Here is a 20,898-nt window from a genome sequence, read left to right as displayed (position 1 = left end):
CCTCCGCGTTCATCCTTTCGGCTGATACCCGCGTTTGCCGGTGCCGCCTAAAGTGACCGGAAACGACCCCCTTCCGGAGAACGACATGACACACCCGCAACCGCGCACGATCGCCATCACCGGTGCGGGCACCGGCATCGGCGCAGCATGCGCGCGCCGCTTCGCCAGTCGCGGCGATCGCGTCGTGCTGATCGGGCGGCGTCAAGCGCCGCTCGACGCGCTGGCCGCCGAAACGGGCGGCCTCGCGCTCGCCGGCGACGCTGCGCGCACCGCCGACTGGACCGGCTTCCTGCCACGAATCGCCGCACGCTTCGGCCGCGTCGACGCGCTCGTCGCATGCGCGGGCGGCCACGGCGTCGGCCGCGCGGACGAAACCGACGACGCGCAGTGGCGCGACGCGATGCACGCAAACCTCGACACCGCATTCGTCAGCGCGCGTGCGTGCCTGCCCGACCTGATTGCGCAGCGCGGCAGCATCGTGCTGGTCGCGTCGATCGCGGCGCTCGCGGCCGGGCCCGGCGTGTGCGGCTACACGGTCGGCAAGCACGCGCTGCTCGGGCTCGCGCGGTCGCTCGCGCGCGACTACGGCCCGCACGGCGTGCGGGCGAACGCCGTCTGTCCGGGCTGGGTCCGCACGCCGATGGCCGACGCGGAAATGGAGCCGCTGATGGCCGCACATGGCGACACACTCGACGGTGCGTACGCACGCGTCAGCGCCGACGTGCCGCTGCGGCGCGCTGCCGATCCGGACGAAATCGCAGCCGTGTGCGCGTTCCTCGCGTCGCCGGATGCATCGTTCGTGACCGGTGCGACGCTCGTCGCGGACGGCGGTGCGATGGTCGTCGACGTGCCGACGCTCGCGTTCGACAAGCTTTGATGCGCGGGGGCACACCGCCCGCGTGACGCGTCGCTGCGGGCGGGGTGCCGTGCACGTCCTCCGGCACTCCGCCGCCGGCCCCGGCGCCTGCTGCGGCACGCTCGCCGCACCGCCCGCTCGTTTCCCGCCCCGAAAATCCGCTACCATCGACCGATCCCGCCGCCCCGCCCGGCGCCGCCTTACCGATCGAACGTCGATGAACATCCGGTTTCTTGAAACCTTCGTCTGGCTCGCGAAGCTGGAAAACTTCCGGCTGACCGCCGAAAAACTGCACACGACGCAAGCCGCCGTGTCGAGCCGCATCGCGTCGCTCGAAGAGGCGTTCGACGTGCGCCTGTTCGACCGCAACACGCGCTCGGCCACGCTCACGCCCGCGGGCCGGCGCATGCTGGCCTACGCGGAGCGGATCGTGCGGCTCGACGGCGAAATGCGCCGCGACATCGACGCAGCGAGCGATGCCGGCCTGATCCGCATCGGCGTGATCGAATCGATCGTGCATAGCTGGTTCCCGGCGCTGATGGCGCAACTGCGCGAGCGCTATCCGCGGCTCGACGTCGAGATCACGAGCGACACGACGCTGCACCTGATCCGCCTGCTCAGCACCGACGGCGTCGACCTGATCCTGCAGACCGACCCGGTGCCGGGCCCCGACTTCACGAACCTGCCGCTGTGCGAATTCCCGGTGCGCTGGGCCGCGAGCCCGCGCCTCGGGCTCGGCGGCCAGCCGCTCGACGTCGCGCGCCTCGCGGAATTCCCGATCATCAGCTTCTCGCGCCACTCGGGGCCGCACGCGACGATCGAGCGGCTGTTCGCAGCGGTCGAGCGGCCGGCCAGCATCAACTGCATCACGTCGGTCGCCGCGATGATCCGCCTCGTCGCCGACGGCCTCGGCGTGGCCGCGCTGCCGCCCGCGATCATCGGGCGCGAGCTGCACGAAGGCGCGCTCGAACTGCTCGACGTCGAGCCCGAATTCCCCGCGCTGCCGCTCGTCGCGACGTACCGCAGCCAGGGCCTGCCGGTCGCCGCGCGCATCGCGGAACTGGCAAGCGAAGTCGCACGCGCGATGTCGGCCGCCGCGAGCGTCGCGAAGCCGGCCGCACCGGCCAGCCCCGATACTGTCGACGCATCGCGCGCCCGTACGGCGGCCAAAACAAAAACAAAAACAAATACGAAGACAACAGCAAAGCGCACGACAAAATCCGCGCCGCCCGCCGCCGCCCCGGCAAAACGCCGCCCGCGCCGCTCATAAGAAAACCTGTTCACCGCGAATTTGTTTTCTTGTTGGACGGGCGCGGCCCGTCTTCGGGAAACTGCGGTTCCTGACACCCCCCGTCACGAGGAACCCCGCGATGATCCGCCTTTCCCTTCCGCACGGCCAGCTTTGCGTCTGGACGGATATCGACCCCGCGCACGAAGCCGATTTCAACGCGTGGTACGACCGCGAGCACATGCAGGAACGTGTCGCGATTCCCGGCTTCACGCACGCACGGCGCTTTCGCGCGACCGACGGCGGCCCGCGCCAGTACCTCGCGCTGTACGTGACCGACGCGCTCGACGTGTTCCGTAGCGACGCATACCGGCGCGCGTTCACGCAGCAGACCGCTTGGTCGCTCGCGAACTTCGAACGCATGACGGGCACGCAGCGGCGCGTCGGCGAACTGACGATCGAAGCCGGCGACGGCGAAGGTGCGCATCTCGCGCTGTTCGTGCTGCCGCCGGAGCGCATCGACTTGCCACGACTGCGCGAGCGCTTCGACGCCGCGCTGCAGGAACCCGGCATCCACGCCGCGCGGCTCTTCCGCACCGCGCCCGAGCTGTCCGCGCCGATCGGCGCCGATGCGGCCGCCCGCCCGGCCGCCGATGCGCTCGTGCTGATCGAAGGCAGCGACGCGGCCGCGACGCGCCGCGTGGCCGCCGCGCTCGCCGGGCACGACGACGTGCGCACCTTCGACCTGCTGTGGCGCGCCGCCGCGCCGCTGCCGGTTGCGCGCCAAGGCTTCGAAGCCGAACCGGCCGCCGCCGCACTGCCGGCCTGAACGCCAACGCCGACGCCGGCCGCGCCGCTTCCGCACGCGGCCGACGCGTCGGGCCCGCGCCTGATCCCGTTCTCCGTCACGACATACCCGATACCATGAGCACTCTCGCCCAGCCCGCCGTCCACGCGCCCCGCCGCGTCCGCAACAGCCGACTCGCGACCGCGAGCATGATCGGCACGTCGCTCGAGTGGTACGACTTCACGATCTACAACACGCTCGCCGCGCTCGTCTTCAACCACCTGTTCTTCCCGTCGGTCGATCCGCTGGCCGGCACGATCCTCGCGTTCTCGACCTATGCGGTCGGCTACGTGTCGCGCCCGCTCGGCGGCTTCGTGTTCGGCAATCTCGGCGACCGCATCGGCCGCCGCGCGGTGCTGATGCTCACGCTCGTGCTGATGGGCGTGACGACCGCGCTGATGGGTGCGCTGCCGACCTATGCGCAGGCCGGCATCCTCAGCCCGATCCTGCTCGTCGCGCTGCGCTTCGTGCAGGGCGTCGCGCTCGGCGGCGAATGGGCCGGCGCGGTGCTGCTGTCGGTCGAGCATGGCGACCAGAACCGGCGCGGGCTGTCCGCGTCGTGGACACAGATGGGCCCGTCGTTCGGCACGCTGCTCGGCACCGGCTGCATCGCGCTCGTGACGCTGTCGACCACGTCCGCGAACTTCCTGTCGTGGGGCTGGCGCGTGCCGTTCGCGGCCAGCGCGCTGCTCGTCGTGTTCGGCTTCTGGCTGCGGCACGGCGTCGACGAAACGCCGCAGTTCGAGCAGCTCGCCGAATCGCACGCGACCGCCGAGGTGCCCGTTGCCGACGTGCTGAAGTACCACTGGCGGCGCCTGCTGATCGCGGGCGGCGCGCGGATCGGCTCGGACGTGCTGTACGCGCTGATCGTCGTATTCACGCTGACCTACGTGACGACCGTGCTGCACTTGTCGCGCCCCGTCGCGCTGACGGCCGTGATGATCGGCACGGCCTGCAACGCGCTCGCGGTGCCGTTCTTCGGCGCGCTGTCGGACCGTTTCGGCCGCCGCCCCGTGTATCTCGCCGGCGCGATCGCCGGCATCGTGTGGGCGTTCGCGTTCTTCGCGCTGCTCGATTCTGCACGGCCCGTCGCGATCGTCGCGGCCGTCGCGATCGGCCTCGTGATCCATGCGGTGATGTACGGCCCGCAGGGTGCGTTCGTCACCGAACAGTTCCCGACGCGCGTGCGCTATGCGGGCTCGTCGCTCGCGTACACGCTCGCCGGCATCGTCGGCGGCGGCTTCGCGCCGCTCGTGATCGCCACGCTGTTCCGGCAGACGGGCTCGACGACGGCCGTGTCGCTGTACGTCACCGCAGCGCTCGTCGTCACGTCGATCGCACTCCTCGCCGCGCGCGAGACCGCGCACCGGCCGCTCGCGGATTGAGCGTCGCCGCAAGCCGATTCATTCCTTCGCACTTCAAACGGATATCCGCATGCAAGCCCTGTCGTTCAACGTGATTTCCCTGCAACGCGCGCCGGCCGCCGTCGATGTCGAGATCGAGCGCGTCGTGATTGCCGGCTGGGCCGGCCGCGATCCGGCCGCGATCCGCGCGCACATCGACGAACTCGCAGCGCTCGGCGTCGCGCCGCCTTCGACCACGCCGTGCTTCTATCGCGTGTCGTCCGCGCTGCTTACGCAGGCGCCGTCGATCGGCGTGCTCGGCGCACGCTCGGGCGGCGAGATCGAATGCGTGCTGGTCGACAGCCCGGCCGGCACGCTGGTCACGGTCGGCTCCGATCATACGGATCGCGAAGTCGAGGCGTACGGCGTCGCGGTGTCGAAGCAGGTGTGCGCGAAACCGCTCGGGTGCGATGCGTGGCTTTATGCGGATGTCGCCGATCACTGGGATGCGATCGAGATGCGCTCGTGGTTGATCGCGCGTGACGGCGAGCGGGTTGCGTACCAGCACGGCACGGTCGGCGGCCTGCTCGCGCCGGACGCGCTGTGGCAACGCTTCGACGACCGCCGCACGATGCCCGCGCGCTGCGCGATGTATGGCGGCACCGTCGCCGTGCATGGTGCGATCGCGGCGATGGGTGACGGCGACGCGTTCGAGATGGAACTGCACGATCCGGTGCTCGGGCGTAGTCTTCGGCACCGGTATGCGGTCGAGGTGTTGCCGGTCGTGGCGTGACGGACAGCGGGAAACCGCACGGGACGCGGGCGCGGCGGCCTTCCGTCGTCGCGCCTGTTCCTACCGGTACGACTCAAAGCAGTGGTAGTCCGGGAAGTTGAACTGCGAGTTGACGCAGGACAGCACATCTGCCAGGTTGGTACATCCACTCAATGTGAACATGATTGCTCCCGCAACCGACATTTTCCATCCGAAATACCACATCGCCCCCCCGTTTTCGCATTATCGGTGTTGACCGACATGATGCGCATCGGACGCGCGCGGGTATGTGGAGAATTGTTGTCCCGGCGTTCTTCAATTCGCGATGACGCTTTCCCGTACACGGGCGTAGCCGTGGCACGGGCCCCATTCACTTGAGACACCCCAGCCCCGCCAGCGTCGCCTCCACCGCCGTATCGAGCGGCGTCAACGGCTCGCGGCCGAGCACCGCGGTCACCCGCGCGTTGTCCATGCGGAGCGGCTCGCGCCACAGGTAGCGCATCTCCAGCATCTCGCGCAGCGTCGTGACGAACGGCGCCGCGGCCCACACGACCCACCACGGGAATTTGCGTACAGCAGGCCGCATCCCGTGCCGCTGCGCCACACGACTGATGGCCTCTGCCATCTGCGTGCCGTCCGCGTCCCAATGCCCGCCGAGATGAAAGCGCGCAAACGGCTCCAGCGTGTCGCGCCGCTCGATCAGCTCGACCATCGTGCGCGCGACGTCCGGCAGATACGCCCACTGATGGCCAACGCCCGGCCGCCCCGGCACGCTGATCGTCGAGATTGGCCGCCCCGGCTTGATCAGCCCCTGCGCAAACCAGTTGTTGCCGGCACGCACTCCGAAGAAATCGCCCGCGCGCACGATGATCGTGCGGACGCCCTGCGCGGTCGCCTCCTGCAGCCGCCGTTCCAGTTCGACGCGGATTGCACCCTTGCGGGTCGTCGGATGCTGCGGCGCGTCTTCGCGCAGCACCGGAAACGCGTCGGCGCCGTAGTTGTAGACCGTGCCGGGCAGCACGACGGTCGCCTGCGCCACCGTCGCCGCCGCGATCGTGTTGTCGATCATCGGCAGCACCTGCGTCGGCCAGTTCCGGTAGCCGGGCGGGTTCACCGCGTGGACGATCACACTGCAGCCGCGCGCGGCCCGCACCACCGCCTCGCGATCCAGCGCGTCGCCGCGCATCCACGTCATCCCGTCACGCTCCACGACATCGGCATCGAGCCCGCGCTTCAGCGCACGCACCTGCCAGCCGGCATCGCGCAACTGCCGTGCGACTTCCCCGCCAATCCCGCCGCTCGCGCCGAGCACGAGTGCCTGTCGTTGCGTCCCGCCTGCGTTCGTCGTCATAACCGTTCTCCTTGAATGAACCGTCGTGAGATGCATTCTGGCGTGCCGACGGCTAACAAGGAATTGCCTAACCCGGTAGATCAGCTATACATTTATGCATGACCACCGATCTGAACTGGGAACGCTACCGCACCTTCCTCGCGGTGCTGACGGAAGGCTCTCTGTCCGGCGCGGCACGCGCGCTCGGCATTACGCAGCCGACGGCCGGCCGTCACGTCGCGGCGCTCGAAGCCGCCTTCGGCCAGACGCTGTTCACGCGCTCGCCGTCGGGCCTGCTGCCGACCGAGGCGGCGCTCGCGCTGCGCGGCCATGCGGAGGCGCTGCGCAGCGCGGCGGCCGCGTTCGAACGCGCGGCTGCGAGCCACGGCGCCGGCGTGCGCGGCACCGTGCGGATTTCGGCCAGCGACGTGATCGCCGTCGAGGTGCTGCCGCCCATGCTCGCGCAATTGCGGCGCGACCATCCGGGGCTCGTCATCGAACTGGTGCCGACCGACCGCATCCAGGACGTGCTGAACCGCGAAGCCGACATCGCGGTGCGGATGGCGCCGCCCGCGCAGGACGCGCTCGTCGCGCGGCGCGTCGGCGCGATCGAAGTCGGGATGTATGCGCGCGACGACTACGTGGCGCACAACGGTACGCCCGCGACGGTCGACGAACTCGCGCATCACGCGCTGATCGGCTTCGATACCATCACGCCGTTCATCCGCTCGGCGGGGCGCGGGATGCCGCTGTGGAATCGCGATGCGTTCGCGCTGCGCACCGACAGCAACCTCGCGCAACTCGCGATGATCCGCGCGGGCTACGGCATCGGCTTCTGCCAGACGGGGCTCGCGAAACGCGACGCGCGGCTCGTGCGCGTGCTGCCGGACGGGCCGGCGATGAAGCTGGAAACCTGGGTCGTGATGCACGAGGACCTGCGGACGAGCCCGCGCTGCCGGGCCGTGTTCGATGCGCTGGCGGACGGGCTGCGTGCGTATGCCGACGGAGAAGCCGCCGAGTAGCGGCGCACGAAGCGGCATGCGCGAATCGCCCGGACGCTACTACTCGTAGATTTTCCCGGCGAACAGGATGTCCGCCATGCGCCGCCACGGATTGCCGGGCACGTCGTAGAAGCGCAGCCCTTCCTCCGACGCTTCGGCCCACTCGACCATCGCCTCCAGGTACTCGCCGATCGAGCGGTTTTCCCAGCCGAGTGCGGCGCGCGCGTACGGCGACGGCGGCAAGTCGGCTTCGAGCTGCCGTTCCGTGTTCCAGTCATGGCCGAGCACGCGCAGGAAATGGATCAGCGAGCGCTCGTCGACCACACGCTCCAGCGCGTCCTGCAGCCTGTCGGCCATCTGGCTTTTCAGTTCGTCGTTCATGCGTAGGCCCCCCTACTGCTGCTCTCGAATGCGCGCCGCTGCGTGTCGCGCGGCGCGTTTTTACATCAGCAATTGCCGCGACAGCACCTCGCGCGCCTGCGTGACGGTCTCGCGTTCGCCCGGCATCGGCGGCGTCAGCGAAAACACCGCGTCGGGCAGCGGCGGCAGACGGTGTTTCGCGCCGAGCCGCATCATGCCGTCGCCGATCGCCGACGCGCACAGGCAACCGACACCGAGCCCCGCCGCGAGCATCGACTGCAGCCCCGCGACGCCCGACGCGCTGTGCACGAGCACGTACGGCATGTGCTGCTCGTCGAGCGAGCGCACCGCGATCTGATGCATCATGCAGTCGTCCGGCAGCAGCACGAGCGGCAACGGCTCGGGCAATTGCTCGGCCAGCGCCGGCGACGCAACCCACGACAGCGGCTCGCGCCGCAACACCCAGCGCGTATCGGCCGACGCCGGCCGGAACGGCCCGCTAGACATGTTCATCACGACGCCGAGATCGATCTGCCCCCGCGCGTGCGCCGCTTCGATATCCACGCTCTTCATCGCGCTCACGTGCAGGCTCAACTGCGGGTAGCACTCCCGCAGCCGCGCCAGCATGCCCGCGACTTCGTTCGTCCGGTAGTAGTCGGTGATCGCGACACGCAGCTCGCCCTTGATCGCCTGCCCGCGCAGCTCGTCGAACGCGGCCTCGTTCAGCGCGACGATGCGCCGTGCATGCTGCAGCAGCCGCGTGCCGGCCGGCGTCGGCTCGACGCCGCGCTTGCTGCGCACGAACAGCGGCACGCCGGCGCGCACTTCGAGCTTGCGCACCTGCTCGCTGACAGTCGACTGCGACAGGTGCAGCAGCGGCGCGGCGGCCGTCAGGCTGCCGGCGTCCGCGACCGCCGCGAACGTGCGCAACTGGTCCAGGTCGAAACCGCGCATCGCCATTCCCCATCCATCGATTAACCCGATGGATGCTACCACTCTTTCCCGCTTTTCCGATTCGTTGACCGCACCCAGAATACGGGGTCAATGGCCGACCTGCGCCGCTCGTGCATACGGCCCTCATTCTTTTCGGACCCTTCGTTCATGACGACCCCCACCCTTGCCCCCTGCGCGCCGGCCGGCGCGGCTGCCGCGGCGACGCCGCGCAGCCATCACGGCTGGGCGCTCGCGGTCCTGCTGGTCGGCGCCATTCTGCCGCCGCTCGACTACTTCATCGTGAATCTCGCGCTGCCGGCCATCCGCGACGGCATCGGCGCGCGCCCGGCCGAACTTCAGCTCGTCGTGTCGGCCTATGCGTGCGCGAGCGCCGTCGTGCAGATCACGGGCGGCCGCCTCGGCGACCTGTACGGCCGCAAGCGCATGTTCATGCTGGGGATGGCCGGTTTCGTGCTCGCGTCGACGCTGTGCGGGCTCGCCGGCAGCGGTACGGTGCTCGTCGGCGGCCGCGTGCTGCAGGGCCTGTTCGCGGCGATCCTCGCGCCGCAGGTGCTCGCGACGATCCGCAGCGTGTTCAGCCCGCAGGAACAGGTGCGCGTGATGGGCTTCTACGGTTTCGCGTTCGGCCTCGCGGCCGTGATCGGCCAGCTCGGCGGCGGCGCACTGATCAGCCTGCATCCGTTCGGGCTCGGCTGGCGCGCGATCTTCCTCGTCAATCTGCCGATCGGCATCCTTGCGCTGATCGGAAGCTGGCGCTTCATCCCGGAAAACCGGCCGCCGCGCGGCCAGCGCATCGACGTGCCGGGCACGGTGCTGATGTCGCTGTTCCTGCTGATGCTCGTGTATCCGCTCACGCAGGGCCGCGAGGCGGGCTGGCCGCTGTGGATGATCGCGTGCGTCGTCGGCGCGTTGCCGATGCTCGGCGCGCTGCTGGCGGTCGAAGCGCGCAGGCTCGCCCGCGGCCACGATCCGCTGCTCGACGTGCGCCTGTTCCGCAACCCGGTCGTCGCGCTCGGGCTCTTGCTCGCGTTCCTGTTCTACACGCTGAGCGCGTTCTTCCTGAGCTACGGGATCTATCTGCAGGGCTGCCTGAACTGGTCGCCGCTCGCGTCCGGGTTCGCGATCCTGCCGCTCGGGCTCGGCTTCCTCGCGAGCCCGCTGCTGATGCCGCGCCTCGTCGGCCGGTTCGGCGGGTATCGCGTGCTGACGCTCGGCTTCGTCATGCTCGCGGCCGGCGTCGCGACCGCCGCCGCGCTCGCCCGCGAAGGCGCGCCGGGGCCCGGCTTCTACGCGGGCATCGCGGCGATCGGCATCGGGCAAGGGCTCGTGCTGCCGTCGGTCGTGCGGATCGTGCTCGCGGAAGTCGACGCGGCCCGCGCGGGCGTCGCGTCAGGGATGGTCAGCGCGATGCTGCAGATCGGCGCGGCCGTCGGCGCCGCGACGATCGGCGGCGTGTTCTTCGCGCGGCTCGGCGTGCATCCGGCCGCGGTCGACTACGTGCAGGGGTTCCGGACGTCGATGTTCACGCTGACGGTCGTATTGCTTGCGTGCATCGCACTGTCGACGGCGCTCGGGCCGCTGCATCGGCGGCTGCATGCGGGCGCGTGACGCGGGACGAAGATCGCACCGCCGGCAGGACCCGAAGCGGGAATGGCGAATGCGCGGCCGCTCGCCGGCATCCGGCTTACCGGTGTTGTTTGCGTTGCGCCTGCCGCGCTTCCCACTCGGCCAGTTCGATGCGATAGCGCGCGAGCGCTTCGTCGTACAGATCGAAAACGCACGGTGAGCAGCCGCTGTTGCAGCAGTCTTCCAGTTCAGGCTGTTCGGGCGGGGTCGGACGGGGATCGTCGGCGGACGGATCGGACGGATCGATGGGGGCAGGCGTGGGCACGGCGAAGATCGAATGACGAGGAACGTCCACCAGTATAAGTGGATGCCGCCCGGCCTGCCGGCAGCGTCACATCCTTCGGCAGGCGTGCGCAGATGGCCCGCCCATGAGTTCGAGGTACGCGGTACCGTCGAGCGCCGCGAGATCCCTGATCACGGCCGTCGCCGACATTCCGCTGGCTCGGTATCGGCGGCCTTCGTCTCACGCGTGAATCGCGGCCGTCCCGCGCGGCGTTGCGCGCCGACCGGGCAACCCCGGCCGGCAACGCACGCGAAACCTGCGCTTACTTCGCCGGCGCACCCGGCTTCAAGGCATCCGCGCCCGACTTGTCGGCCAGCGGCTGCCACGCGGCGCCGAGCGCATACCAGTCGATGCGGCGCGTGAGCGTCATGATGCCGGCGAGGATCGCGAACAGCAGCAGCGAACCGAGCATCAGCGCGTTGTCTTCCGACAGCAGCAGCCCGTAGAGCGCCGCGTACAGCATCGCGAGCAGCGCCGCGAACGTCGCGCCGCGCTTCACGCTGTGCAGCACGAACGACAGGTAGAAACCGAGCAGCCCGATGCAAGCGCCGCTCGCCGCGAGATACGCATAACCGAACGCGATGTGCTCGGACAGGCTCAGCAGCAGCAGGAAGAACAGCGCGAGCGACAGGCCGACCAGCAGGTACTGGATCGGGTGAATGCGCAGCCGCTTCACGAGTTCGTACATGAAGAAGCTCGCGAACGTGAGCATCACGAACAGCGCGCCGTACTTCGTCGCGCGTTCGGCTTGCAGATAAACGTTCACGGGTTCGATCACCGACACCGACGCCATCTCGATCGCGCCTTCCCCGTTGCCGGTCGCGACCTGCTCGCGTGCCTTCGTGTTGAACGACGTCACGTGCCAGTTGCTGGTGAACCCGTGCGCATCGATCGTTCGCTCGCCCGGCAGGAACGCGCCGCCGAAGCTCGGATGCGGCCACGTCGATGTCAGCGCGAAATCGTTCTGGTCAGCCACCGGTGCGAACGCGACGGATTCCGCCCCCGCCAGCGGCAGGTCGACGCTGAACGGCACGACGGCCCCTGCGTTTGCGTCCGCCAGCGCCGCGAGGTCGAGATTCGCGTGCACGCCCTGACGCAGGCTGTCCAGCCGCGTGCCCTGCTCCACGTCGAACCGCTTGCCGCCGACGCGCAGATCGGGCTGCGCCTTCAGCCCGCGAATGTCGCCGATGCCGATCGCGACATACGCGCTGTCGACCGCGAAGCTCACGTGGCCGTCGGCCTGCGGCAGCTTCTTCAGGTCCGGCAGCGCCAGCGTGCCCGTCAGCCGGCTGTCCAGCCCGTACACGAGCGCCTTGTGGATGCCACGGTAGCGCACCTCGACCTTGAGCGTGCCGTCGACGTTCAGCGTCTTCGGAAACACGAGCAGGCGCTTCGTCTCGCTCTTGAGGCTCGTTTTCGCCGCGCCGCCGGCCTTCGTTTCGTCGCGCACGCGCGTGACTTCCGTGTAGCGCACGACGAGCACCGGCCCCGTCACCGTCTGCGGCCCCGCGTAGCTCGCCCAGATGCTCTGCAATGCGCTCTCGCGATACTCGGCGCGTTCCTGCACGATGCTTTGGACCATGTGCAGCGGGATCAGGATCGACAGCGCGAGAAACGCGGTGATCACGGACTTGAACAACAGGACTCGATTCATTGCTGACGGGTACCGGAGTGGAAGATACGGTCAGCATGAGCGGGCCCGGTGAAGGGCGATTGAAGCCGGTGTGAAGCGAATGTGTGGCGAACGTGAAGCGCGTTCAGCCAGCCGACGGCAGCGTGAGCGTCGCGCACGCGCCGCCTTCGTCGCGGTTCGCGAGTGCGACCTGGCCGCGATGCAGCATCGCGACTTCGCGGACGAAACACAGCCCGAGGCCCGTGCTGCGATCCTGCCCGTCGGGGCGCGGCAGCGAATAGAAGCGTTCGAACACGCGCGACAGCGCATAGTCGGGCACGCCAGGGCCGTCGTCGGCGACGCGCACGACCGCGACGTGCGCCCTGCCCGCCGGCTGCCGTTCGAGCGCTATCCGGATCGTGCTGCCCTGCGGCGCGAAATCCAGCGCGTTGTCGAGCAGGTTGCCGAGCGCCTGGCGCAGCAGGAACGGATCGCCTTCGACGATGGCCGGATCGGCCGCGTCGTTCGCGTCGATCCGCAGGCTCACGCCGCGCTGGCGCGCACGCGGCTCGATATCCTCGACGAGCTGTTCGAGCACCGGCAGCAGTGCCACCGGTTCGTGCACCGACAGGCGTTGCTTCTGCTCGACTTCGGCCAGCGCGAGCAGCTTGCGGATCATCTGTTCGAGGCGGCCGGCCTGACGGCGGATGTTCTCGGTGAAGCGCCGGCGGTTCGCGACCGGCATCTCTTCCTGCAGCAGTTCCGCCGCGCCGCTGATCGCGGCCAGCGGGCTTTTCATCTCGTGCGTGAGCGTGTGGATGTAGGTTTCGACGTACTGCCGGTCTTCCAGGCGCTGGTGCATGCTTTCCACCGCGCGCCCGAGCTCGGCCAGTTCGTTCGCGCCCTGCAGCGGCATCGCCGCGCGCTCGCCGGCCGCGATCGCGCGCGCATAGCGTTGCAGGCGCCGCAGCCCGAGCACCAGCCACCACGTGCAAGCAGCGCCGATCAGGATTGCGCCGCCCATCAGCAACGCGCCGTACAGCATGATCTTGCGCTGGCTGCGCGCGATGAACGGCGCGACGGTCTGGTTCGGTTTCGCGATCGTCAGCACGCCGATGATCTCGTTCCCGCGCCGGATCGGGGCAGCTACGTGCATCACGGTGCTGCTCTCGTCGTTCGGATCGGCGCGCGTGCTGCGTGCGCCGTATTCGCCGCGCAGCGTCCGGTACACGTCGTTCCAGCGCGAATAGTCCTGCCCGACCGCACCGCCGGCCGAGTCGTAGCGCACGATGCCGTGCACGTCGGTAATGTAGATGCGGTAGCTGATCGTGTTCTTGTGCATGCCCCACACGTTCGCGCTGACCGGGCTCTCGTGCAGTTTTTCGAGCTGCCGCGCGAAGGCGCCGTCGGCGATATGCCCGTTCGCCATGTCGTCGGCGGACAGTGTCGCCAACACCTGCGCGGTGTCGACGAGCGTGTCTTCCATCGCCTCGCGCACGCCGGGTTTCACCTCCTGCACGAACACGCGCAGCGTGATCAGCGCGGCGAGACCGACGATCAGGAAAAAGCCGAAGAAGATGCGCAGGCCGATATGCATGGCAGTGCCGGTCGTTACGGTTGCAGCGAATAACCCATCCCGCGATGCGTGCGGATCGGGTCGCGCCCGGGATCGATCGCGCGCAGTTTCGCGCGCAGCGTCTTGATGTGCGTATCGACCGTGCGGTCGGCCGAATCGAGCGCCTCGTGCCACACGAGGTCCATCAGTTGCTCGCGCGAATAGATGCGCCCCGGATGCCGGACCAGCAGCGCCAGCAGGCCGAATTCGTAGCGCGTGAGGTCCAGCGCGTGGCCGAGCCACGACACGCGCGCGCCGTCGGCGTCGAGCACGAAGCCCGGCGCGGTTGTCGTGGCCTGCGCCTCTGCCGGCGCGGGCGTCGGTTGCGGCGTGGCCGTCCGGTAGAAGCGCCGCAGGATCACGCGCACCCGCGCGGCCAGCTCGCGCGGCGAAAACGGCTTGACCACATAATCGTCGGCGCCGATTTCGAGCCCGACGATCCGGTCGATCTCGTCGTGCCGCGCGGTCAGGAAGATCACCGGTACGTCGGTGAACGTGCGCAGCCGCCGGCATACTTCGAAGCCGCTGAGGTCCGGCAGGCCGACGTCGAGCACGACCAGGTCGAAGCGCGTATCGCGCAGATGGTCGAGCGCCGCCTGCCCGAGCGTGCAGTGGACGGTCTGCATGCCGTCCGTGCCGAGGGCATAGACGATCGTGTCCGCGATCGCCATTTCATCTTCGACGATCAGGATATTGGGCTGATTCATGGTCTCAGGCTGGGCTCGCGCGTTTCCGGTGCGACATTGTACGCACGGCCGGCCGCGGCGCGAGCCGCCGCACGGCGAGCCCAGCCCGGGCGCGCTACGCGACGCGGCCGTTCACCGGAATCGATGCGCCGGTGATCGCCTGCGCGTCGGCCGACAGCAGGAACCCGATCGTCGCCGCGATCTGTTCCGGCCGGACCCAGCGCGTGAAATCCGCGTCGGGCATGTCCGCGCGGTTCGGCGGCGTATCGATGATGCTCGGCAGGATCGCGTTCACCGTCACGCCGCGGTCGAGCAGTTCGGCTGCCAGCGCCTCGGTGAGCCGCGCGACGCCGGCCTTCGCGGCCGCATAAGCGCCCATGCCCGCGCCGGCCTTGAACGCCGCGCCCGCACCGATGTTGACGACACGGCCGGCCGGGCTCGCGAGCAGGTAAGGCAGCGCAGCCTTCGACGCGTTCAGTGCGGTCTTCACGTTCAGCTCGTACATGCGGTCCCACGTGGCGGCGTCGCCATCGGCGATCGTCTGCCACACGAATGCACCGGCGATGTTCAGCAGCGCGTCGACCCGGCCGAATTCGCCGTGCACCGATTCGAGCGCCCGTGCGGCGGCCTGCGGGTCGACGAGGTCGATGCCGCCTATGCACAGCGCGTCGGCCGGCACGCCGGGCAGCGTCTGCGCAGCCGGCGCCGCGCCGCGGCCGATCAGCGCGACGCGTGCGCCGCGCTTGCCCAGCCACGCGGCCGTCGCGACGCCCAGATGACCGAAGCCGCCGGTGATCGCGACTGCCTTGCCTTTCAGGTCGTGTTCCATCGATGTGCTCTCCTGGATCGAAGATGGGTTGGTTGTGCGTGATGCATGGGGCATGCCGGCCGCGGCACGGGCGTGCGCGGCCGGCGTTTCGACAGCGTAGCGCCGTTCACGCCTGCGTGCGCGTAGCGCCGAGGCTGCGGCGGCGCAGCTCCTCCGTCGTTTCGCCCTGGTTGCCCGGACGCCAGCCCGGCGGCAGCATCACGAAGCGGATCGCGGTCCACACGTCGCGGGCCGTCGCGACGTCGCGGGCGAGGCTCGCCCAGTGCTCGAGCTCGACGACGAACGGATTGCGCGAGCGGGTCGGCGTGACGAGGCCGTAGCGGCACGGCTCGTCGGCGCGCTCGGCGACGTAGGTGCCGAACAGCCGGTCGAACACGATCAGCACGCCGCCGTAGTTCGCATCGAGGTAGTCGAGATTCGACGCATGGTGCACGCGATGCGCGGACGGCGTGTTGAACACGTATTCGAGCCAGCCGAGCTTCGGCATCCACGTGTTGTGCAGCCAGAACTGGTACATCAGGTTGAACGACAGGATCGCGAGCACGGCTTCCGGACGCACGCCGAGCCACACGAGCGGCGTGAAGAACATCGCGGCGCCGGCGATCTTGCCGGTCCAGCCGAGACGGAATGCGGACGACAGCGTCAACTGGTTCGGCGAATGGTGCACCGCGTGCGTCGACCAGAAGAAGCGCACGCGGTGCGACGCGCGGTGATACCAGTAGTAGCAGAACTCCTGGCCGACGAACACGAGCAGCGCGAGCGCGACACTGTGGAGCGGGATCGTGAAGAGCCGGTGCGCCCATGCGAAATCGAACACCGGCGTGGCGAGCGACAGCGGCACCAGCGCGAGCAGCTTGCGGCCCGCGAGATCGGCGAGCGAAAGCCAGACCTCGTTCCAGTCGAACGGTTCGGGCTGGCGGCTGCGGCGCCAGGTGAGCACGACCGCCTCGACGAGCGAAACGACGACGATGAAGAGTGTGACGAAGTACGCGAGCTTTCCTGTGGTCGTGAGCATGATGGGTCTTTCCTTCGGTTGAGTCGGACGCGTCATGTGCGGTACGTGCTGCCGTCGCGTCGAATGGAACGCACTGTAGTGGGCGCGGAATGGAAAAACCACGCATCAAATGTGTCGCCGTATGTCGTGGCGAATTGCGTTCGGGCGGCGGGTGGCGGTTGCGGGCGCTTGTGGACTGGAGGTTCGACGGTTGATGGCCCCGCGTGAACATGTCGCGCGCGAAATGTGTCGCCGTATGTCGTGGCGGGGCCGGTCGACAGTGCGCGACACATGTGTCGACGGATGCGGATGCACGACACACGAACACGGAGGTTTCCGATCGCGTGGTGATTCATCGGCCGGTACATGGCTACGGCTGCACGTTGACGTTGAGCGGACTCCGGTCGTACGTGCCGCACCGTCGGCGTTCAATATGCGCTGCGCCTCCGTGAACCGGTCGGCAAATATGTCGCCGCGTGTCACCGTGACACCTGTTCGGACTGCGCACGACACGCGTTGACCGATGCGGCCGCCTGCCACCCGAACGCGACTGCGTCGCCGTCATCCTTGCCTGGCATGGCTCGCCCCTGATCGACGCTTCCGATTCGGGCATTCGTCGTACTGAAAAAAGGCACGTCACGTGTAACACCGCGACATCTTTTATGACGCGACTGGCGCGCGTTGCCGTCCTAAAGTTCGTCCCGTCGCCACGCCACCGCGTGCACCGAAACGAACCGCAAGGACACCCGATGAAATCCCGCTTCCTCTTCACCGCCGCCGCACTCGTCACGCTCGCCAGCGCGCCGGCCTTCGCCGGCTGGTCCGGCCACGGCACCGCCTACACGCCGCACGGTGCCTACAGCGGCGCGCACGCCGGCTCATGCGGCGGCGGCAGTTGCTCGCATGCGGGCGGCGTGATCGGCCCGGGCGGCGGCATCGCGACCAATACGGGCACCGTGACGCGCACCGCGCCGGGCCAGTTCTCGAACAGCGGCACCGCCGTCGGCCCCAACGGGCGCTCGGTCGAACACAGCGGCGACACGAGCTGCGCGGACGGCACCTGCTCGCATACCGGTTCGCTGACGGGCTCGGACGGCCGCAGCGCATCGACGTCGGGCAGCGTGACACGCAACGGCCCGGGCCAGTACTCGTCGAGCGGCACGATCACGGGATCGGGCGGCAACACGGCCAGCCACACGGCGTCGACGAATTGCGCGGGCTCGACCTGCTCGCGCTCGGGCGCCGTGACGGGCCCGGACGGCGGGAGCGTTACCCATTCCGGCAGCGCCACGCGCGTGGCGCCGGGCATCGTGACGACGTCGGGCGGCTCGACGATCGTGCACGGCGGCACGGTATCGACCGGCGGCACGGCGGTGATTCACGGCAGTACGGCGGCAGGCGGCACGGTGGTCGTAGCCGGGGGGACGGTTCCGCTGCCGGTGCCAGTGCCGGTGCCCGTCGCGCCGCCCCCGCCGGCCGCGGTGGTCGTGACGGCTCCGCCGCCGACCGCCACCACGGTCGCGGTGGCAGCGCCTGCGCCGCCACCGGCCACAGTCGTCGTCGCACCGCCGCCGCCCGCACCGGCCGCCGTCGTCGTCACTCCTGCGCCCCCCAAAGCCGTCGTCGTCACGCCGCCACCGCCGAAAGTCGTGCATGTTGCGCCGCCGAAGGCCGTCGTGATCGCGCCCGCGCCGCGCATCGTCTATGTCGCACCGCCGCCGCCGAAGGTCCTGTACCTCGCGCCGCCGCTGCCTCGGTCGGTGTACGTCGCACCGCGCGCCGTGTATGTCGCTCATCCGCCGCGCGCCGTCGTCTGGGTGCCCGGCCACTGGGCCGGCCGCGTCTGGGTGCCCGCGCACTGGGCGTGACCCGGTATCTGCCTGAATCCATTCATCGACCCGTTTCGCTTTCCATCCGTTTCAGTTTCATCAACCACCCGGCCGGCGCAGACCGTCGGCCACGCAAGGAGAAACCCAATGAAGTCCATCAAGAAGATGATTGCCGTCGTCGTTTTGTGTATCGTCTCAGCAGCAGCGTCGGCCCAGCAGGTGCCGCCGGGCGCGGCGAACGGCGGTGCACGCGTCGAACATGCGCTCATGCAGTTGCAGACCCGCTTCGCCACCGCAAACACGACGCACGACGGCAAGCTCACCCGCGAGCAGGCCGCCGCGGGCATGCCGATGGTTGCGCAGCATTTCGACGAGATCGACGCGCAGCACAACGGCTACGTCACGCTCGCGCAGATCGGCAGTTTCATGCGCCAGCGCATGGCGGCCCGCTGACCCGGACGCAAGTCCGGCCGCGCGGAACGCACCGGGAGGCAACCGATGGAACAGTCCTGCAGGATCGTCGTGCTCGACGACGAAGCCGAGTTGCGCAACATGCTGCAGCGCTTCCTGACCGGCCACGGCTTTCAGGTCCGCGCGGTCGCCGACGGCAAGCGGCTCGACCGCCTGCTGCAGCGCGAACCGTACGACCTGCTGGTGCTCGATCTGATGATGGAGCCCGAAGACGGCCTGAGCGTATGCCGGCGCCTGCGCGCGGAAGGCCAGACGCTGCCGATCCTGATGCTCACCGCGAAAGGCGATGCGACGGACAAGGTCGTCGGCCTCGAGACCGGCGCCGACGATTACCTGGCGAAGCCGTTTCTCCCCGACGAACTCGTGGCCCGCGTCCGCGCGCTGCTGCGGCGGCAGAAGATGGCGGCCGGCGAGCCGACGGTGACGTCGCAACGATTGCGCTTCGGTGCGTTCACGTTCGACGTCGGCCAGCAGACGCTGATGCGCGACGACGTGCCCGTCGAAATCCATTCGGCGCAGATGCTGCTGTTGCATGCGCTCGGCTCGTCGCCGAACCGTGCGGTGAGCCGCGAGAACCTGCTTGCCCGCGCGCGCGGCCGCGACCACGCCGCGCTCGACCGCAGCGTCGACGTACAGATCCTGCGGCTGCGCCAGATCGTCGAGGACGATCCCGGCAAGCCGCGCTTCATCAAGACGGTCTGGGGCATCGGCTACATGCTGGTGGCCGGCGTCGAGCCGTGATGCGCGTCCCGCTGCCGCGCTCGCTGCTCGCGCGCAACATCGCGCTGCTGGTTGCGCTCGTCGCGCTGTCGCTTTCCAGTTCGCTCGGCGTGCTGCTGCACTACGTGCAGCGCCCGCGCATCGAGCGTGCCTCGATCATCTTCTCCGACTACGTGCAATTGCTCGACCGCACGCTGGCCAGCATGCCGCCTGACGCGGGCCGCACGATGGTCGCGCAGTTCGGCGGCCAGGCATCGCCGCCGCCGGCTGCGCCGCCGCATGCGCCGAGCCTGGCCGCCTTCTTCCGCACCTGGCAGCGCGACGTGTTCATGCAGGCGCTCGAACGCCACCTGCCGCCCGGCCTCCCGGCGCGCTGGCAGTCGGGCGACGACGAACGCCTGTGGATCCGGCTGCACGCCGCCGGCTCGCCTGTCTGGGTGCCGCTGCCAATGGCCGCCGACGCGCAGGCAAGCGGCATTACGACGGCGCTCGTGCTGTCGGTCGGGCTGGCGCTGCTCGCGGCGCTGACCGGCTACCTGATCCAGCTCCACCTGAACCGGCCGCTCGACGCGCTGGCGCGCGCGGCGCAGCGCGTCAGCGCGGGTGAGCGCCCGCCACCGCTGCCCACCGACGGCCCGACCGAGATCGCCGACGTAAGCCGCGCGTTCAACCGGATGGCCGACGCGCTGCAACAGGCGGAAGCCACCCGCTCGCTGATGCTGGCCGGCGTGTCGCACGACATCCGCACGCCGCTCACCAAGCTGCGCCTTGCGATCGCGATGGCGCTGCCGCGCGGCACGCACGACGCGCTCACCGCATCGGCCGAGCACTACCTCGACCAGATCGACACGATCCTGCAGCAATTCATGGACTACGCGGGCAGCGGCGAGCGCGAAACGCCGCAAACGAGCGACCTGAATGCGCTGATCGGCCAGCTCGTCGCGGATTTTGCGGGGCTCGGCCACGAATTCGAATTCGACGAAGGGGATGTACCCGCGTTCGCGTTCCGCCCGATCAGCCTGATGCGGCTGCTGATGAACCTGATGCAGAACGCGGCCGTCTACGGCCGTACGGGCCTCGGCGTGCGCACGTGGAGCGAACGCGGCATCGCGTACGCGGTGGTCAGCGATCGCGGCAACGGTATCGGCGCGGCGGAACTCGAACGGCTCAAGGCGCCGTTCAGCCGCGGCGCGAACGCGCGCAGCCACGCCGGCGGCACCGGCCTCGGCCTCGCGATCGTCGAGCGGATCGCCCGCCTGCACGGCGGGTCGCTGACGTTCCGCGACCGCGATGGCGGCGGGCTGGAGGCCGTCGTCGCGCTGCCGCTCGATGCGTCCGTGCCGGGCCGCCCGTCGCTGTCGGCTTGAGGGCTTGAGGGCTTGAGGGCTCGACTGCTTGACTGCTTGACGGCCGCGCACGCCGGCCCGCGACATGCGCCGACATAATTCCTGCGTGGCGTACACCGCCCCATCTCCGCATACTTGCGCCTGCGTGTTGCGCAACGGCATGAAACCGCTCTCCCGCCCGCGTCCACGCCCCGCT

Annotated in this window: 20 protein-coding genes; 11 read left to right on the top strand and 9 right to left on the bottom strand. The window is 69.4% G+C overall.

Going from position 1 to position 20,898, the window contains the following annotated elements; genetic code table 11:
• Window positions 1–85 precede the first annotated feature (85 nt).
• The 5 genes from ABD05_RS25825 (at window position 86) to ABD05_RS25805 (ending at window position 5,067) form a co-directional block, all read left to right on the top strand.
• Window positions 86–877: an SDR family NAD(P)-dependent oxidoreductase gene (locus ABD05_RS25825; protein ID WP_047902835.1), complete on the top strand. Its 792-nt coding sequence runs from the start codon at window positions 86–88 to the stop codon at window positions 875–877.
• 196 nt (window positions 878–1,073) lie between these two features.
• Window positions 1,074–2,126 carry a LysR family transcriptional regulator gene (locus tag ABD05_RS25820; RefSeq protein ID WP_047902834.1) on the top strand — a complete coding sequence of 351 codons (1,053 nt, stop codon included), beginning with the start codon at window positions 1,074–1,076 and terminating at the stop codon, window positions 2,124–2,126.
• Window positions 2,127–2,226: 100 nt separating this feature from the next.
• Window positions 2,227–2,913 carry a DUF4286 family protein gene (locus tag ABD05_RS25815; protein WP_047902833.1) on the top strand — a complete coding sequence of 229 codons (687 nt, stop codon included), beginning with the start codon at window positions 2,227–2,229 and terminating at the stop codon, window positions 2,911–2,913.
• 83 nt (window positions 2,914–2,996) lie between these two features.
• The gene (locus ABD05_RS25810) at window positions 2,997–4,316 is read left to right on the top strand and encodes an MFS transporter (RefSeq protein ID WP_047903808.1); all 1,320 of its coding nucleotides are present in this window, start codon (window positions 2,997–2,999) and stop codon (window positions 4,314–4,316) included.
• Between the two features lie 49 nt (window positions 4,317–4,365).
• The gene (locus ABD05_RS25805; RefSeq protein WP_047902832.1) at window positions 4,366–5,067 is read left to right on the top strand and encodes a DUF2848 domain-containing protein; all 702 of its coding nucleotides are present in this window, start codon (window positions 4,366–4,368) and stop codon (window positions 5,065–5,067) included.
• Window positions 5,068–5,416: 349 nt separating this feature from the next.
• Here ABD05_RS25805 and ABD05_RS25800 read toward each other — a convergent pair whose 3' ends face one another.
• The gene (locus tag ABD05_RS25800) at window positions 5,417–6,397 is read right to left on the bottom strand and encodes an NAD-dependent epimerase/dehydratase family protein (protein WP_047902831.1); all 981 of its coding nucleotides are present in this window, start codon (window positions 6,395–6,397) and stop codon (window positions 5,417–5,419) included.
• 98 nt (window positions 6,398–6,495) lie between these two features.
• Here ABD05_RS25800 and ABD05_RS25795 point away from each other — a divergent pair, with 98 nt between their 5' ends.
• A complete protein-coding gene (locus tag ABD05_RS25795) occupies window positions 6,496–7,398 on the top strand; it encodes a LysR family transcriptional regulator (protein ID WP_047902830.1) in 903 nt (300 codons plus the stop codon).
• A gap of 39 nt (window positions 7,399–7,437) precedes the next feature.
• Here the strand turns inward: ABD05_RS25795 and ABD05_RS25790 are convergent, their stop codons facing one another.
• On the bottom strand, window positions 7,438–7,758 hold the full coding sequence (locus ABD05_RS25790; protein WP_047902829.1) for a DUF7660 family protein: 321 nt from the start codon (window positions 7,756–7,758) through the stop codon (window positions 7,438–7,440).
• A gap of 60 nt (window positions 7,759–7,818) precedes the next feature.
• Window positions 7,819–8,691, bottom strand: coding sequence for a LysR family transcriptional regulator (locus ABD05_RS25785; RefSeq protein WP_047903807.1), 873 nt, complete (start codon window positions 8,689–8,691; stop codon window positions 7,819–7,821).
• Between the two features lie 147 nt (window positions 8,692–8,838).
• Between ABD05_RS25785 and ABD05_RS25780 the strand changes: the two genes are divergently transcribed.
• The gene (locus tag ABD05_RS25780; protein WP_047902828.1) at window positions 8,839–10,299 is read left to right on the top strand and encodes an MFS transporter; all 1,461 of its coding nucleotides are present in this window, start codon (window positions 8,839–8,841) and stop codon (window positions 10,297–10,299) included.
• Between the two features lie 76 nt (window positions 10,300–10,375).
• Here the strand turns inward: ABD05_RS25780 and ABD05_RS25775 are convergent, their stop codons facing one another.
• From ABD05_RS25775 to ABD05_RS25750, 6 genes are all read right to left on the bottom strand, one after another.
• Window positions 10,376–10,582: an oxidoreductase-like domain-containing protein gene (locus ABD05_RS25775; protein ID WP_082146282.1), complete on the bottom strand. Its 207-nt coding sequence runs from the start codon at window positions 10,580–10,582 to the stop codon at window positions 10,376–10,378.
• 280 nt (window positions 10,583–10,862) lie between these two features.
• Window positions 10,863–12,254 carry a cell envelope integrity protein CreD gene (gene creD / locus ABD05_RS25770; RefSeq protein WP_047902827.1) on the bottom strand — a complete coding sequence of 464 codons (1,392 nt, stop codon included), beginning with the start codon at window positions 12,252–12,254 and terminating at the stop codon, window positions 10,863–10,865.
• Window positions 12,255–12,357: 103 nt separating this feature from the next.
• A complete protein-coding gene (gene creC, locus ABD05_RS25765) occupies window positions 12,358–13,809 on the bottom strand; it encodes a two-component system sensor histidine kinase CreC (protein WP_047902826.1) in 1,452 nt (483 codons plus the stop codon).
• 14 nt (window positions 13,810–13,823) lie between these two features.
• Window positions 13,824–14,534 (bottom strand): two-component system response regulator CreB, encoded by a 711-nt coding sequence (creB, locus tag ABD05_RS25760; protein ID WP_047902825.1) that lies wholly within the window; start codon window positions 14,532–14,534, stop codon window positions 13,824–13,826.
• Between the two features lie 94 nt (window positions 14,535–14,628).
• Window positions 14,629–15,342: an SDR family NAD(P)-dependent oxidoreductase gene (locus tag ABD05_RS25755; protein WP_047902824.1), complete on the bottom strand. Its 714-nt coding sequence runs from the start codon at window positions 15,340–15,342 to the stop codon at window positions 14,629–14,631.
• A gap of 106 nt (window positions 15,343–15,448) precedes the next feature.
• Window positions 15,449–16,357, bottom strand: a complete 909-nt coding sequence (locus ABD05_RS25750) for a sterol desaturase family protein (protein WP_047903805.1) — start codon at window positions 16,355–16,357, stop codon at window positions 15,449–15,451.
• Between the two features lie 728 nt (window positions 16,358–17,085).
• Between ABD05_RS25750 and ABD05_RS25745 the strand changes: the two genes are divergently transcribed.
• The 4 genes from ABD05_RS25745 (at window position 17,086) to ABD05_RS25730 (ending at window position 20,723) form a co-directional block, all read left to right on the top strand.
• A complete protein-coding gene (locus ABD05_RS25745) occupies window positions 17,086–18,204 on the top strand; it encodes a hypothetical protein (RefSeq protein WP_047902823.1) in 1,119 nt (372 codons plus the stop codon).
• Window positions 18,205–18,312: 108 nt separating this feature from the next.
• The gene (locus ABD05_RS25740; protein WP_141685022.1) at window positions 18,313–18,618 is read left to right on the top strand and encodes an EF-hand domain-containing protein; all 306 of its coding nucleotides are present in this window, start codon (window positions 18,313–18,315) and stop codon (window positions 18,616–18,618) included.
• A 45-nt stretch (window positions 18,619–18,663) separates the two neighbouring features.
• Complete coding sequence (locus ABD05_RS25735) at window positions 18,664–19,377, top strand: response regulator (protein WP_047902822.1); 714 nt, start codon at window positions 18,664–18,666, stop codon at window positions 19,375–19,377.
• Window positions 19,377–20,723: an ATP-binding protein gene (locus tag ABD05_RS25730; protein ID WP_047902821.1), complete on the top strand. Its 1,347-nt coding sequence runs from the start codon at window positions 19,377–19,379 to the stop codon at window positions 20,721–20,723. Before ABD05_RS25735 ends, ABD05_RS25730 begins: the two co-directional genes overlap by 1 nt.
• The last annotated feature ends 175 nt before the right edge of the window (window positions 20,724–20,898 follow it).

This window comes from Burkholderia pyrrocinia (assembly GCF_001028665.1).
Lineage (GTDB): Bacteria > Pseudomonadota > Gammaproteobacteria > Burkholderiales > Burkholderiaceae > Burkholderia > Burkholderia pyrrocinia.
This window is presented reverse-complemented; position numbering and strand designations above follow the sequence as displayed.

What these genes read in the sequence shown, in the direction of transcription:
- ABD05_RS25825 (WP_047902835.1), top strand. Translation starts at nt 86, where the DNA reads ATGACACACCCGCAACCGCGCACGATCGCCATCACCGGTGCGGGCACC.
- ABD05_RS25820 (WP_047902834.1), top strand. Translation starts at nt 1,074, where the DNA reads ATGAACATCCGGTTTCTTGAAACCTTCGTCTGGCTCGCGAAGCTGGAA.
- ABD05_RS25815 (WP_047902833.1), top strand. Translation starts at nt 2,227, where the DNA reads ATGATCCGCCTTTCCCTTCCGCACGGCCAGCTTTGCGTCTGGACGGAT.
- ABD05_RS25805 (WP_047902832.1), top strand. Translation starts at nt 4,366, where the DNA reads ATGCAAGCCCTGTCGTTCAACGTGATTTCCCTGCAACGCGCGCCGGCC.
- ABD05_RS25800 (WP_047902831.1), bottom strand. Translation starts at nt 6,397, where the DNA reads ATGACGACGAACGCAGGCGGGACGCAACGACAGGCACTCGTGCTCGGC.
- ABD05_RS25795 (WP_047902830.1), top strand. Translation starts at nt 6,496, where the DNA reads ATGACCACCGATCTGAACTGGGAACGCTACCGCACCTTCCTCGCGGTG.
- ABD05_RS25790 (WP_047902829.1), bottom strand. Translation starts at nt 7,758, where the DNA reads ATGAACGACGAACTGAAAAGCCAGATGGCCGACAGGCTGCAGGACGCG.
- ABD05_RS25785 (WP_047903807.1), bottom strand. Translation starts at nt 8,691, where the DNA reads ATGCGCGGTTTCGACCTGGACCAGTTGCGCACGTTCGCGGCGGTCGCG.
- ABD05_RS25780 (WP_047902828.1), top strand. Translation starts at nt 8,839, where the DNA reads ATGACGACCCCCACCCTTGCCCCCTGCGCGCCGGCCGGCGCGGCTGCC.
- creD (WP_047902827.1), bottom strand. Translation starts at nt 12,254, where the DNA reads ATGAATCGAGTCCTGTTGTTCAAGTCCGTGATCACCGCGTTTCTCGCG.
- creC (WP_047902826.1), bottom strand. Translation starts at nt 13,809, where the DNA reads ATGCATATCGGCCTGCGCATCTTCTTCGGCTTTTTCCTGATCGTCGGT.
- creB (WP_047902825.1), bottom strand. Translation starts at nt 14,534, where the DNA reads ATGAATCAGCCCAATATCCTGATCGTCGAAGATGAAATGGCGATCGCG.
- ABD05_RS25755 (WP_047902824.1), bottom strand. Translation starts at nt 15,342, where the DNA reads ATGGAACACGACCTGAAAGGCAAGGCAGTCGCGATCACCGGCGGCTTC.
- ABD05_RS25750 (WP_047903805.1), bottom strand. Translation starts at nt 16,357, where the DNA reads ATGCTCACGACCACAGGAAAGCTCGCGTACTTCGTCACACTCTTCATC.
- ABD05_RS25745 (WP_047902823.1), top strand. Translation starts at nt 17,086, where the DNA reads ATGAAATCCCGCTTCCTCTTCACCGCCGCCGCACTCGTCACGCTCGCC.
- ABD05_RS25740 (WP_141685022.1), top strand. Translation starts at nt 18,313, where the DNA reads ATGAAGTCCATCAAGAAGATGATTGCCGTCGTCGTTTTGTGTATCGTC.
- ABD05_RS25735 (WP_047902822.1), top strand. Translation starts at nt 18,664, where the DNA reads ATGGAACAGTCCTGCAGGATCGTCGTGCTCGACGACGAAGCCGAGTTG.
- ABD05_RS25730 (WP_047902821.1), top strand. Translation starts at nt 19,377, where the DNA reads ATGCGCGTCCCGCTGCCGCGCTCGCTGCTCGCGCGCAACATCGCGCTG.